This window comes from Paenibacillus sp. FSL R7-0210, assembly GCF_038009085.1.
GTDB classification, from domain to species: domain Bacteria; phylum Bacillota; class Bacilli; order Paenibacillales; family Paenibacillaceae; genus Paenibacillus_AQ; species Paenibacillus_AQ silagei.
Genome location: NZ_JBBPAR010000002.1, coordinates 83,463 through 95,977, shown reverse-complemented (window position 1 = coordinate 95,977; position 12,515 = coordinate 83,463). Strand labels below are relative to the sequence as shown.

Sequence of the window (12,515 nt, the reverse complement as noted above, 5' to 3'; positions counted from 1 at the left end):
CGACTATAGGCGTGATGTCATTTTATCATAATTGCACGGAGGATGCCATCACATTCCTGACAGTTTTTCTCGGGATTTCGCACTTTTCCATTACTCTTTCTTATGCCTTCACCGGATTACGCTTATATTACGTCATTTAACCTCAGTATTCGATTGTAATTAATGGCATTCCAAGGGTTATCCGGTTCTCGTCCGCGTTGACGTTCTTGTGAACTGCCAGCTGGAGGGCCAGGCTGTGGTTACCGCTGCTGACTGTGCGTTGAAGACCCGGCACACTATACGAATGACTGGAGGTGGAGATGTCGGCGTAACTCTCCTCTGCCCGAATACCGGGGAGCGGTACAGCCAGTAGCTGCTCCGTAGCAAGGAGTGCTGCCTGCGTTCCGCCCTGCTCCTTCGCAGGTGCCTGCAGCGAAGCATTCCATTCCGCAGCAATTCCCGCCTGCAGCATCGCCTCTCCGGCGGCCGCCGCTGCGGCCGGCAGCTCCGGGGAGCCCAGAAGATCCGCCGTCTCCAGCGTAACAATACAGTAGCTGCGCCCGCCGCCAAGCTCACTCCAGAACAGGGAGACCTGTGTACCTCCACTGAGCTGCGCGGCAGAACGCCAGGCCCGGTGCCCTTCCTCATCTGCGCTGCTCATTTCACCCAGCCCCAGCCGGGTGGCAAGGCTCTGTACGGCAGCTTCAGCAGCCTCTTCGCCGCTGTATTCCCCCTGCCATTTCAATACGAGCCGGAGCGGCGCGCCGGGAGCGGAGGCCTGTCCGCCCAGGGTGGTCAGCAGGGCAAGGGATTCCTGAAGCTCTCCGGCAGCTGTAGAAGCATCAGCACTCTGTACACCGCTTCTTCCTGCGGGTTCCGCGCTTCGGAATCCGCTCAGGAGCATCAGCGCACATATCCCTGCCAGCACCAACACCAGTATCCCCTTACTCTGCCCTTTATTCCCCACTTCGCATCTCCCTCTCAACCGATCTAGTAATCTACTAGACAGGTTATCCAATTTCAGAGAAAGATATACGAACGCATGCAAAAACACTTCCAAGATCGTCCGGGCGGACTCGCTTGAAAGTGCTCCATGGCTTCCATAGACCGTGCTTACTCCGCCAGTCCATTCTTATATGCATAAATAGCCGCCTGAGTCCGGTCTTCAACCCCCAGCTTGGCAAGAACATTCGTGACATGGAATTTCACCGTCTTGATTCCGATAATTAATTGATCAGCAATATCCTGGTTGGATTTGCCCTGGGCTAACAGCTTCAGCACTTCCATCTCGCGTTCGGTAAGCTCTTTGTAAGCCGGTGCCTCTCCTCTTGCATTGGAACGGAACCGGTTCATCATCTTGGACGCCACCTGCGACTCCAGCACGGACTGGCCTCTGGCGGCTGCCCGGATCGCATCTGCAACTTCGCTGGCCCGTGAGGTCTTGAGCAGGTAACTGAAGGCTCCCGCTTCAATCACCGGATACATCTTCTCATCATCCAAATAACTGGTCAACACAATCACCTTGCAATCCGGGTACAGCTTCAGCAGCTGTCTAGTCGTCTCGATTCCGTCCATGCCGTCCATCACCAGATCCATCAGCACCACATCCGGCGTATACTCCTGGGCCAGACGGATGCCCTCCTCGCCGCTTCCCGCTTCGCCGACGACTTCAATGCCATCCTCGGTGCCAAGCACCGCAGCAAGTCCGATCCGGACCATCTCATGATCGTCTACAAGCAGGACCTTGATTGCATTATCTTCTTCTATCTCCATCGTTACACCTGCCCCCTATTCATTGACTACCGGTACGGTAATATCAATCCGCATGCCTTTGCCGGGAGCAGTGATGAACTGGATCGAGCCCCCGATCTCTGTAATCCGCTCCTGCATATTCGACAGACCGTAAGAGGTCTGCTTGCTGTCATCCATCTCGAACCCGATTCCATCATCGCGCAGCGTGAGCCGGACGGTATCACCCCGGCGGTGCAGGCGGATCTCCATCTTCTCCGCTTTGGCATGGCGGAGCGTATTGGAGATAGCCTCCTGCACAATACGGAACAAATGATTCTCCACGCCCTTCAGCAGCTCTACTCCCTGATCCATCTCGAACAGAATATCAATCGGCACCTTGATCTTCAGTTCTTTAATCAGCTCCTGCAGACCTTCTTCCAGCCCCTTACCTTCCAGGTACACCGGTCTCAGGTGCAGCAGCAGCGCCCTCATCTCGGACTGGGCTACTGCAGACATCTCCTCGATCAGCGCGATTTGCCGCTGTGCCTTGTCGAAGTCCTTCTCCAGCGTCCGGCCTACTGCCGTTGCCGTCATCGAGATGGCGAACAGCTGCTGCGATACCGCATCATGCAGCTCCCGTGCCAGCCGCTGCCGTTCCTCGATGATTGCCGTGACCCGGGCCTGCTCGGCAAGCTTCGCGTTATTGGTGGAGAGCCGTTGCAGCGTATTAACCTGATTCTCCCACTTGCCGCTGATCCGCCCGAGCTGTTCCCCGAGCCGCCCCAGCTCATCGTTGCCCAGGTCCGGCATAGCCGGGGTAAGATTGCCTTTCTCCCAGGCGACCAGGGTAGCCCGCAGTAATTCCAGCTTGCGCTTGCTGCGGAAGCCCTGATAGAAGCCGTACCCGATTCCGAAAGCCATCGGCAACAGAATCAGCGTCAATCCTGTCCTTATGCCAATCCGCCAATCCTCGAACGGCCGTAGTAGCCCATATGTATACATAATATATGTAATAACGAGCAGCATGAACAAAGAGAACAGAGCTCCCTCACCCATACTGCGCGTTACCATATTACTGCTTTTTTTGTCCATGCCGGGAGCTCTCCCTTCTCTCTTGGCCCTAACATACTCTTAGGGGAAGCGTATGTCCAGATCCCCCATCAGATAAGAAATGTTAAACTTCACTTTATGCTCGCAGCTGTCATAGTTAGGTGACTTCCAGTTCAGCCGGTTCAGCATCCCCGTATCGCGGTTACTGCCGGACTCAATCGAGCCGAACAGTACGAATGCCTCAATCTCCACTCCGTAATCCTCAGACAGCAGAATGTCCACATCGCCAAAAATCCCCTGATACAGCATAATCGTCTCCTGCTCTTCCGCCATGGCCAGTGAAAGATCCACATCCACCTCGCCCAGCACATGCCAGGCGCTCAGACTGCGCATCACCCACGGCGAGAGATCCCAGTCGAATCTGGAAGAAAAGCTTTGCTTCTGCACAAACCCCGCCTTGCGCTGCATTCTTTTCGATTTGACAAAGAACATCCCCAGCGAAAGCAGGCAGATGCCAAGCACCAGCAGCAAATGATCCAGCAACAGCAGGACTGCTCCGACTCCCATTAGCTTATAACCTTGCTTGACCTTGCCCGACGTCGTCTGGTAGATTCCCAGCAGCAGGAACAGGAGTGCGACAATGGAGAAGAAGCCGATCCATTTGCCAAATATCATCAAGCAGCCTACACCAATCAATCCGATGGCAATCAAACGGTTCCGTTTATCCATTTCCGCACCTCCTGCACAGCATATCAATTCTTATATTTGAAGCAAAACTGACCTCGTAAGCCTTAGCTGAAGTATCGCGAAGCTACATCTTCAACATACTGCATCCGCTACAAAAGCCATACCGGTATGGAGAATCCATACCGTATGGCTTTACCTTGATCAGCATATCATATCCGGCTGCTCTTTAGGAACAGGGATTATTGTTCTTTTTTATTCAAAGGAGGGGCTGCAGGAGTTGAGTTCAGCTTGTTCTTGAGTGCGGCAAGCTGCTCCTCCACTTTCAGTTCCTTCTCAGGATCTACCGGCTTAGCATATGCGGTTGCCGAAGGGCTATACGGAGCGCGCATCACATCTGCTTCCGCTTCGAGCTGCATGATCTTTTCTTCCATGCGGTGGAAACCAAGGGAGGCACTTCCGCTTTCGATGGAATGTACGTTGCTGATCTGGGACATTTGCTTCTTGGCCTTAGCCATCTGAGCGCGGGATACCAGTTCATTGCGTTTGTTGCGCATTTTGTAGAACTCATCCTTCATATCATGAAGCTGCTGCACCAGTTCCTTGGCCTGTACTTCAGCCTGTGCGTGAAGCTCGCCATACTCGGTAAACTTCTGGTCGAAGTAGATTTTCTCTTCCAGCAGCTTGCGGGTAACTTCCTCCTGCCCGTTCTTCAGCGCAAGCTCAGCCTGTGCAGCACGTTGTCCGGCAACCTTGGCAGCTTCGTCCACACGCTGTTTCATACGGCGTTCATTAGCCATCTGCTTCGCTACCGTTACTTCAGCCTCATGAATCTCAGCCTCCATATCGCGCAGATACTGATTCAGCATCACAATCGGGTCCTCTACCTTATCCAACATATCATTTACCGACGCCTTAGTCATATCTTTAATCCGTTTGAATACTCCCATAATTTACACTTCTCCCTTCTCGTATTTAGCAAGTTTTTGTTTGAGCTCTTCCACTTCTTTTTGCAGTGCCTTCTTCTCGATATCCTTCATCATGGCATCCAGGCCGGAATCAGGAGCCGCATGAGCGCCTGCCTTCTCATAACCGGGATTGTAGCCCGGCTGTCCGCCATAGGGGCCATATCCCTGAGGTCCTTGGTGCGGAGCCTGTGGTCCGCGGCCATATTCAGGTCCGCCGGAGTAGGGTCCGCCGTACGGGCCGCCCGGCCCACCCGGTCCGGGACCGAAGGGATTGTACTGGTTAGGCTCCTTGGCAATCACCATTGCTGCGATAAAGTATACGAGAATTGTAGCTCCACCGCTAAATGGAATACTGATCACCAGCAGAATCCGGAACAGTGTAGAGTCAATGCCGAGAGTCTCGGACAATCCGCCTGCCAGCCCAGTCATTACTTTGTCTCTTGTTGAACGATACAATCGGGTCATACTACTACTCCTTTCTGCCATCATTGTTCAGCTTCTCCTTTAGACGGGCCATTTCTCTTTCGAGTACGGTTGCCACGGTCTCTCCGGCCTGCACCGCATATTCCTGTCCCATCCGGCGCAAGTCGCTCAGGCTTTTGGCTTCTAGCTCCCAGTCGTTCATCTTGTCTTCCAGACGGCCGAACATTTTGGGAACATCTCCGCCGCCATAAGCACCGGCTCTTTGATTCATGCGCTGCTGCAGCCGCAGCGACTCCATCCGTGCTGCATAGAACTGGCGTTTGCTATATACCGTCTGATACTCCATTTTGAGCTCGTTCAGCTGGGATTCCAGTTCGAAAAGTGATTGCTGGCTCGTCTCCAGCAGCCCGCTGTATTGCTCCAGCTTTTCCTCGTGGATAATTTTCTCCTGCAATGCCAGCTTGGCCAGATGATCTTCGCCTGCCTTGAGTGCGAGGAGCGCCTGCTCTTCACGTTTGTTCCTCATGGCGGTGGCCTGATTCACCTGCTGCTGCAATTGCTTCGTATGAGAAGCGTACTGCTGGTACAGCCGTTCGGCCTCCCCGATCTCTTCACGGGTTGAATGTAGAAATTGATCAATCAGCTTCACCGGATCTTGGCTCTGCTCCAGTCGTTCATTCAAGTTGGCTACGGTGATGTCCCTCATTCTGCGAAAAACACTCATGATTTCCTGCTCCCTCCCTGCTTCTTAATAAGTATGGACTGTGTGTATTAGTATGTTCTGCTTTGTTTGCCCCTGAGTACCGAGATGCCCCACACTACCAGAGCAATACCCAGCAGCGGACCGATAATCCAGGAAAGCTTGGAGATCAGGGACATGACACCGATGAACAGCACCACCCAGCCGATAATCTTGCGGCCGCTCTTAATTCCGTAGTATCCGAGCACCACCAGCACTGCCGGGAACAGGATACCGAAAATTCCTGAAATCAAGTGAGGCAGAATGCCAAGCAGCATTACCGCTCCGATTACAATCAGCGCAATCGCAAGTCCGTTACCTTTGTTTCTTTGCATTTGTTATCACCGCCTTTCGCTGCTCTCTTTCTTATACCCTTATTCTAGGGCAATCCCGCATCTTTCAAAACAGACTGTGGACGGTTTTATGTACTGGACCTTAGTCGGGGATGGTTGCAGGACTGGGGGCGGCTATATATCCTGAAAGTTTAGCATGCTGAAGAGAAAAAAAGGCTTCAGCGATGTAAGCAACAGCTCATGGATGTACAAATATGTAATGAAGATCGCTGCACTGGGGTTTGCTGAGGGAGATACAAGTAGTCCAAGGCTTTGTGGACAAGAAGTTCAAGGTGGATTTCTACCATGGAGATGCCTTTTTATTGTCCGACGAATCAAGACTGCACCGCCCCACTTGCAGGATATTCCAGGGTTGGCCATAATATTGGGTGAATGCCTGATTACTAAAGGAGTCATGCCCATGAAGACACTACTCATCGTTGAAGACGATCAAAGCTTGAACAAGGGGATAGCCCTGTCACTTGCCCATAATGAATTGCATATTGAACAAGCCTATTCACTGGCAATGGCTGATCAGATTATCTCCTCAACCCCAATCGATCTCATTCTGCTGGATGTGAACCTTCCGGACGGAAGCGGACTGGATTACTGTGAAAGAATCCGCGGAACCTCGCAGGTGCCGATTATCTTCCTGACGGCAAACGACATGGAACCGGATATTGTAACCGGTTTTGCTCTGGGGGCTGATGATTATATCACAAAACCGTTCAGTCTGATGATTCTGCGGGCCAGGGTAATGGCCGTCCTGAGAAGAAGTGATGCGCTTACCAGTGAGAGGATCGTTATAGGTCTGCTTGAATTTGATTTTGGCAAAATGGAGTACTTCAAGAACGGCCGGCCGCTGCTGCTGAGCAAATCCGAACAGAAACTGCTGCGCATACTGGTAACGAATAGGGGAAACATTCTGACCCGTGAGCAGCTGATCGACAAAACGTGGAGCCAGGAGGCGGTATTCGTGGATGAGAATGCACTAACGGTAGCCATCAAAAGATTGCGGGCCAAGATCGAAGAGGATCCCTCTTCGCCTCAATATATCAAGACTGTATATGGTTTAGGGTATACATGGACAGAAGGTCCTGTTCTATGAAGAGACAAGAACGGCTGCCGCTTAACCAATTGGTGAATCTGGCATTTGCTGCAGCTTTTATCATACTGGTGCTGGTATATGTGACTTGTATTATATTACTGGAGATCACTGGTTCATCGCTGCTTGGACTCTCTCTTCTATTCATAATCTGCATGCTGATCCTAGGAGGTGCCTGGTTCCGGTCGCTCCGGAATATGGTTACTTCTTTCATGGGAAAGGTAGAGACATTGGTAGACAATGCTACTCACGGGCGTGAGCCCACCTATAATTATGAAGAAACCCTGCTCTCCTCCATAGAACATAAATTAATGCGGTACATAGAGATTGCAAGAGTGAACGGACAGAATCTGAAAACGGAAAAGAACAAAATTAAAGAACTGATCTCCGACATCTCCCACCAGACCAAAACACCCTTATCCAATATTATGATCTACAGCCAGTTGCTTGAGGAAAGTCTGGTGAATGATGAACATGAGCTTCAGCTTGCTGTACAAGTTAAAAAACAGTCGGAAAAACTCGACTGGCTGATCCAATCCCTGATCAAACTGTCCAGGCTGGAGACGGGCATGATCTCCTTGCGCATGCAGCCTTGTCCTGTGATGCGTGCGGTTTCTGAAGCAGTCTCCCAGATCCTCATCCAGGCAGAGAACAGCCGCATCACTATCAGTATAAACTGTGAACCTCACATCACAGCGTGCTACGACCCCAAATGGACAACGGAAGTGTTATTCAATCTGCTGGAGAATGCTGTGAAATATTCAGAACCAGGGGGCAGTATCCATATCACTGCGGAAGCAAATGAGATGTTTATACGCCTGGATATCGCAGATACCGGCCGTGGAATCTCCCAGGAAGAGCTGCCCCAAATCTTCAGGAGGTTCTACCGGGGAAAGAATGTGTGCGATTCAGAAGGTGTGGGAATTGGGCTATTCCTGGCCCGGGAGATCATCACCGCTCAAGGCGGACATATGAAAGCTGCTTCTGTTCCCGGACAAGGCACTGTGTTCTCGATCTTCCTGCCGCTATTCTGAATATGTCCATTCCGTCAGATTTCAGACACTCTCCTGTTAGATTTGTCTGATACCTTGTAGAGGTGGATACAAACATACGCACAGGAGGAATATAACATGTCTATTCTACGAATAGAGAATCTCAAGAAATATTATGGAAAAGGAGAGCATACGGTCAAAGCCCTGGATGACGTGTCTATAAATGTAGAAAAAGGGGAGTTCGTGGCAATCGTCGGGACGAGCGGTAGCGGAAAAAGCACGCTGCTTCACATGCTTGGCGGTCTGGACCGGGCTACAGAGGGCAAGGTTTATGTCAACGGGCATGATATTTTTCAGATGAGTGATGAAAAGCTGACCATCTTCCGACGCCGTTCTGTAGGATTTGTCTTCCAGAGTTATAACCTGGTGCCGATCCTGAGTGTGCTGGCAAATATCGTCCTGCCCATTGAGCTTGACGGTGGCCAGATTGACCAGGAATATCTGAACCTGATCATCACAAGTCTGGGGCTTCAGGAGAAAGTTGGTAACCTGCCTTCTGCGCTCTCCGGAGGCCAGCAGCAGCGTGTAGCTATCGCAAGAGCGCTTGCCACCAAACCTTCCATTATTCTGGCCGATGAGCCCACCGGCAATCTGGACAGCAGGACCAGCCAGGAGGTACTTATCCTGCTGAAACAGCTCAGTGTCAAATTCGACCAGACCATTGTAATGATCACACATAACGAGAGCATTGCACAGATGGCGGACCGGATCATCCGCATTGAGGACGGCAGGCTTGCCGTGGGATCGGCGCAGGCCCACGGGGAGAGCCGTTTATGATCGCGACGAACAACCGGAAGACCATATTAAATCTGGCGATGACTAGCCTGAGAGCCAACCGGCTGCGGAATCTGGCTGCCATCTGCGCCATTATACTGACTACACTGCTCATCACCTCCATTTTCACCATGGCTCTAAGCATTAACCAATCCATGCAATACGCACAGATGAAGACAGTCGGAAGTGACTTTCACGGAGGGTTTAAATATCTTAGCCCGGAACAAGTGGAGACGCTGCTGAAGCACCCTTCCATTAAACAATCCTCTCTCTCCCTTAATTCCGGCATATTACATAATAAAGTGTTCGACCAGGACCGGGTTGAGGTGCTGCAGGTTGACCAGAATTACGCTGATCACGGCTTCATAGAATTTGTTGAAGGGGGATTGCCTGCCGGAGAGAATGAGGTTGCCCTGAATACCTGGGTTCTGGGCAAGCTAGGGGTGCAGCCGGAGCTCGGGAAGAAAATCACACTGCAGATCGATACCGGAGAACGGATCATTAACCGCAAATTCACCTTGTCGGGTTATTATGAAGCGGACAAGCAATTGGCGATGGCGGGTCTGGCTTTTGTCTCCAAAGCCTTTACCGATAAAAACCTCTCAGACATTGATCCCGTACAATCGAAGGAAAGCGGATCCTACGTAAACACCTCAGAACTGAGTGTCATGTTCAACAATTCATTTCATATTGAGAAAAAAATGAACAGGATTCTGGCTGATACGAGAATTACGGCTCCTATCGGGATCAATTGGGCCTACTCCAGCGTATCTTTGGCGGAAAATGTTGAGAATATCCTTCCATATGCCGCAGTTATCTTTATCATTATGCTTAGCGGCTACCTGCTTATTTACAATATTTTTTATATTTCGGTGGTCCAGGATGTGAAGTTCTACGGCCTGCTGAAAATGATTGGCACCACCCCGAGACAACTGAGGAGAATCATCGCTATTCAAGCCAGGCTGCTGTACCTCATTGCCCTGCCGTTCGGCCTTGGCTCCGGCTATATGACCGGCAGATGGGCTACACCTCTGACTACTTCGCTATCAGGGGAGGTTAAAGGAAATTCTCTATCATCCAGTCCATGGATATTTGCAGGGGCAGCCCTCTTCTCCTTCCTGACCGTGTGGATCGCAGCGCATAAGCCGGGCCGGCTGGCAGCGGACATCGCTCCGGTGGAAGCCGTTAAATTCTCAGGCGTTCAGAATAGCGGAAAAAGAACCCTCAAGCCATCCAGGCATGGAGCCAGACTATACCGGATGTCGTTCTCCAACCTGTTCCGGAGCAAGAAGAAGCTGAGCCTGATGCTATCCTCGCTCTTCTTAAGCATTCTGCTATTTAACACGATATTTACGGTGATCTCCTCTATGGATGTCAATAAATATCTCAGTGCATATATTCATGGAGATTATATGATTCACAACAAGGGAATTGTCCAGCAGGAGGGGGAACGCTCAGTCAATGAAACCGAGCTGTCCGAGGAACTGTGTGCGAAGCTGAAGCATCTGGACGGTGTGGAAAGTATCGATAAAGTATATTATACCCTCTTCTCTTATCCTCCGGATGATTCTGTCCGTGCTTCAGCCGAGTCTTCAGCCACTCCTTCTGCCCTTCCCGCCAAAGTTCACACCCAACTCTACGGGCTTGATTCCGGCTGGTACGATCTCGCTGATCAGGATATACTTGAAGGTCACTTTAACAAGGAACAATTCGATTCCGGAGATTACATACTGGTGGCGGAGACTCTTACAGGGCCAGGTGCTTATACAAGCTACTATCATCCCGGGGATACAATCAGCTATTCCGGATTGAAGAGGAGATACGAAGTGATGGCCGTGTTGAAATATAATGCTTTCTATGCAGCAACCAGTCAAACGTATTTCGGTAACGGCTACAATGCCTTTTTGCCTGCAGCCGAACTCCGGCAAGCCACTTTGGAGAGCGGGACTCCAGCAGACATCCTCTCGCTTACCCTGAATGCAGCCCCAGGCAAGCTTGACGAAACGGGGCAATTGATCAGGGAGGCTATCCGCCCGCTGGATGCTCTGCAGCTGAAATCAAGAGAAGATTACAGGGAGGAGTTAAGTGATAATATCCATATTTTTCAGATTATAGGGTATGGACTGAGTCTCGTAATTGCACTTATTGGCCTGCTTAATTACATTAATTCTGTCCTGACCGGAGTGATCGCACGCAGGCATGAATTTGCCGTTCTAGAGAGCATTGGAATGACCAAACAGCAGCTCAAGCGTATGCTCGTCTACGAAGGCATGTACACCGTGCTTCTCACTGCGCTGCTTACCTCTACTATAGGTGTGCTGCTGACTTACTGGACGGCAAGGGGTATTACCGCAGGGATGGCCTACATGGAATTCCGGATGATGTGGCTGCCGTTTATTCTGATCATCCCGATCCTGGCAGTCCTCTCTTATCTCATCACCTTAAGCGCCTATAAGCCGCTCGCCCGCAGCCCAATCGTCGAAAGGCTCCGTGAAATGGAATAAAGGCATGCTGAAACAGCCGGATGCTCTAATAGAGTACCGGCTGTTGCTGTTATAAGATATGAAATACAGTTTAATAATAGCGTACCTGAACAGTCAGCAGAATGTGGTTATTCGCTCTCAGTGTACCGACTGCTGCGGCGGTTGTATATCAAGCGCTGCTTGAGTAGCCGCCGGCTGTGGCTTACTTCGGAAAAGAGTCACCAAAACCACAGCCCCGATAATGATCACGGCAGCGATCAGGGTGTTCAAGGTAAGCTGTTCGCCTACCAGCAGCCAGCCAAGCAGCACAGCGACTACCGGATTAACGAAGGCATACGTGGAGACGAGGGTAGCGTCAGCATTCTTAAGCAGCCAGATATAAGCTGTATAGCCGACAATGGAGCCGAAAGTGATCAGGTAGGCCAGAGCCAGGTACGAGCGCATAGAAATGCCGGAGAGTTCAATCCTGGACCAGTCGCCGGTAAAATAAGAGAATATCACCAGCAGCGCGCCTCCCGTTAGCATCTGCGCAGCTGTCGACATCAAGGGTGAACCTGGCATGGTTGCGCTTCGGGAGTACATAGACCCTGCCGCCCAGCTTATGGAAGCTGCCAGCAAGGTAATAATGCCAATCATATCGGTAGCGGTACCGCCCTCTCCCTTCCCCGGCTGGAAGACCAGCACGGCGATGCCGAGCAGTCCAAGAACAATTCCTGCGATGACTCCGGTATTCGGCCGTTTGCCGCCGCGTCCAAGCCAGCCCATCAGCATCATCCAGACAGGCACCGCCGCTACGATGAGCGAAGCGATGGAGGAAGAGACTCTTTGCTCTGACCAGGCTACTACCCCGTTGCCCCCAAGCAGCAGCAAGGCGCCTACAATCGCGGAGGATCGCCATTCACGCCCGGCGGGACGCTTCGCTCCGCTTACTCTGGCAATGAGGTACAGGACCACACCTGCCGTGAAAAAGCGGACCCCTGCCATCAGAAAGGGCGGCATCGTCTCGATGGCAATCTTCATGCCGACATAGGTGCCTCCCCAAAATAAATAAACAAATAAGAGTGCTATTCCCACCACATATAACTGATTCATTTTCCCCTTATGCTTCAAGCCGCGTCATCCCTTTTCCCTAAAAACAGGTTTATGAGGGGTCTCCCGTTCTATCATTTATAAGAACATCCCCTGGGCAATATTA

The 12,515-nt window shown here is 51.3% G+C and carries 13 protein-coding genes and 1 pseudogene; 5 read left to right on the top strand and 9 right to left on the bottom strand.

Going from position 1 to position 12,515, the window contains the following annotated elements; all coding sequences use genetic code 11:
• Positions 1-142: 142 nt before the first annotated feature.
• The 8 genes from MKY64_RS33255 to MKY64_RS33220 form a co-directional block, all read right to left on the bottom strand.
• The gene (locus MKY64_RS33255; protein ID WP_340958347.1) at positions 143-946 is read right to left on the bottom strand and encodes a hypothetical protein; all 804 of its coding nucleotides are present in this window, start codon (positions 944-946) and stop codon (positions 143-145) included.
• Positions 947-1,092: 146 nt separating this feature from the next.
• Positions 1,093-1,752 carry a response regulator gene (locus MKY64_RS33250; RefSeq protein ID WP_036731152.1) on the bottom strand — a complete coding sequence of 220 codons (660 nt, stop codon included), beginning with the start codon at positions 1,750-1,752 and terminating at the stop codon, positions 1,093-1,095.
• 15 nt (positions 1,753-1,767) lie between these two features.
• Entirely contained in the window at positions 1,768-2,802 is a 1,035-nt protein-coding gene (locus tag MKY64_RS33245) for a sensor histidine kinase (RefSeq protein WP_036731150.1), read from the bottom strand.
• Positions 2,803-2,841: 39 nt separating this feature from the next.
• On the bottom strand, positions 2,842-3,489 hold the full coding sequence (gene liaF, locus MKY64_RS33240; RefSeq protein WP_209878920.1) for a cell wall-active antibiotics response protein LiaF: 648 nt from the start codon (positions 3,487-3,489) through the stop codon (positions 2,842-2,844).
• Positions 3,490-3,686: 197 nt separating this feature from the next.
• Entirely contained in the window at positions 3,687-4,394 is a 708-nt protein-coding gene (locus MKY64_RS33235; RefSeq protein ID WP_339251092.1) for a PspA/IM30 family protein, read from the bottom strand.
• A gap of 3 nt (positions 4,395-4,397) precedes the next feature.
• The gene (locus tag MKY64_RS33230; protein ID WP_036731142.1) at positions 4,398-4,877 is read right to left on the bottom strand and encodes a PspC domain-containing protein; all 480 of its coding nucleotides are present in this window, start codon (positions 4,875-4,877) and stop codon (positions 4,398-4,400) included.
• A gap of 4 nt (positions 4,878-4,881) precedes the next feature.
• Entirely contained in the window at positions 4,882-5,559 is a 678-nt protein-coding gene (locus tag MKY64_RS33225) for a PspA/IM30 family protein (protein WP_036731140.1), read from the bottom strand.
• 47 nt (positions 5,560-5,606) lie between these two features.
• The gene (locus MKY64_RS33220) at positions 5,607-5,909 is read right to left on the bottom strand and encodes a LiaF transmembrane domain-containing protein (RefSeq protein WP_036731138.1); all 303 of its coding nucleotides are present in this window, start codon (positions 5,907-5,909) and stop codon (positions 5,607-5,609) included.
• A 154-nt stretch (positions 5,910-6,063) separates the two neighbouring features.
• Here MKY64_RS33220 and MKY64_RS33515 point away from each other — a divergent pair.
• The 5 genes and pseudogenes from MKY64_RS33515 to MKY64_RS33200 all read left to right on the top strand — a co-directional run.
• Positions 6,064-6,153: pseudogene (locus MKY64_RS33515) on the top strand (S-layer homology domain-containing protein); the annotation flags it as partial.
• Positions 6,154-6,327: 174 nt separating this feature from the next.
• A complete protein-coding gene (locus MKY64_RS33215; RefSeq protein WP_340958344.1) occupies positions 6,328-7,014 on the top strand; it encodes a response regulator transcription factor in 687 nt (228 codons plus the stop codon).
• The gene (locus tag MKY64_RS33210; protein ID WP_340958341.1) at positions 7,011-8,045 is read left to right on the top strand and encodes a sensor histidine kinase; all 1,035 of its coding nucleotides are present in this window, start codon (positions 7,011-7,013) and stop codon (positions 8,043-8,045) included. The genes MKY64_RS33215 and MKY64_RS33210 overlap by 4 nt, the downstream gene beginning before the upstream one ends.
• A 96-nt stretch (positions 8,046-8,141) precedes the next feature.
• Complete coding sequence (locus MKY64_RS33205; RefSeq protein WP_036731130.1) at positions 8,142-8,840, top strand: ABC transporter ATP-binding protein; 699 nt, start codon at positions 8,142-8,144, stop codon at positions 8,838-8,840.
• On the top strand, positions 8,837-11,341 hold the full coding sequence (locus MKY64_RS33200) for an ABC transporter permease (protein WP_340958339.1): 2,505 nt from the start codon (positions 8,837-8,839) through the stop codon (positions 11,339-11,341). The genes MKY64_RS33205 and MKY64_RS33200 overlap by 4 nt, the downstream gene beginning before the upstream one ends.
• 117 nt (positions 11,342-11,458) lie before the next feature.
• Here MKY64_RS33200 and MKY64_RS33195 read toward each other — a convergent pair whose 3' ends face one another.
• The gene (locus tag MKY64_RS33195) at positions 11,459-12,412 is read right to left on the bottom strand and encodes an EamA family transporter (RefSeq protein WP_340958363.1); all 954 of its coding nucleotides are present in this window, start codon (positions 12,410-12,412) and stop codon (positions 11,459-11,461) included.
• Positions 12,413-12,515: the final 103 nt, after the last annotated feature.

Excerpts from the sequence above, each read along its gene's own strand:
- MKY64_RS33250 (WP_036731152.1), bottom strand. The coding sequence starts at position 1,752 with ATGGAGATAGAAGAAGATAATGCAATCAAGGTCCTGCTTGTAGACGAT.
- MKY64_RS33245 (WP_036731150.1), bottom strand. The coding sequence starts at position 2,802 with ATGGACAAAAAAAGCAGTAATATGGTAACGCGCAGTATGGGTGAGGGA.
- liaF (WP_209878920.1), bottom strand. The coding sequence starts at position 3,489 with ATGGATAAACGGAACCGTTTGATTGCCATCGGATTGATTGGTGTAGGC.
- MKY64_RS33235 (WP_339251092.1), bottom strand. The coding sequence starts at position 4,394 with ATGGGAGTATTCAAACGGATTAAAGATATGACTAAGGCGTCGGTAAAT.
- MKY64_RS33230 (WP_036731142.1), bottom strand. The coding sequence starts at position 4,877 with ATGACCCGATTGTATCGTTCAACAAGAGACAAAGTAATGACTGGGCTG.
- MKY64_RS33225 (WP_036731140.1), bottom strand. The coding sequence starts at position 5,559 with ATGAGTGTTTTTCGCAGAATGAGGGACATCACCGTAGCCAACTTGAAT.
- MKY64_RS33220 (WP_036731138.1), bottom strand. The coding sequence starts at position 5,909 with ATGCAAAGAAACAAAGGTAACGGACTTGCGATTGCGCTGATTGTAATC.
- MKY64_RS33215 (WP_340958344.1), top strand. The coding sequence starts at position 6,328 with ATGAAGACACTACTCATCGTTGAAGACGATCAAAGCTTGAACAAGGGG.
- MKY64_RS33210 (WP_340958341.1), top strand. The coding sequence starts at position 7,011 with ATGAAGAGACAAGAACGGCTGCCGCTTAACCAATTGGTGAATCTGGCA.
- MKY64_RS33205 (WP_036731130.1), top strand. The coding sequence starts at position 8,142 with ATGTCTATTCTACGAATAGAGAATCTCAAGAAATATTATGGAAAAGGA.
- MKY64_RS33200 (WP_340958339.1), top strand. The coding sequence starts at position 8,837 with ATGATCGCGACGAACAACCGGAAGACCATATTAAATCTGGCGATGACT.
- MKY64_RS33195 (WP_340958363.1), bottom strand. The coding sequence starts at position 12,412 with ATGAATCAGTTATATGTGGTGGGAATAGCACTCTTATTTGTTTATTTA.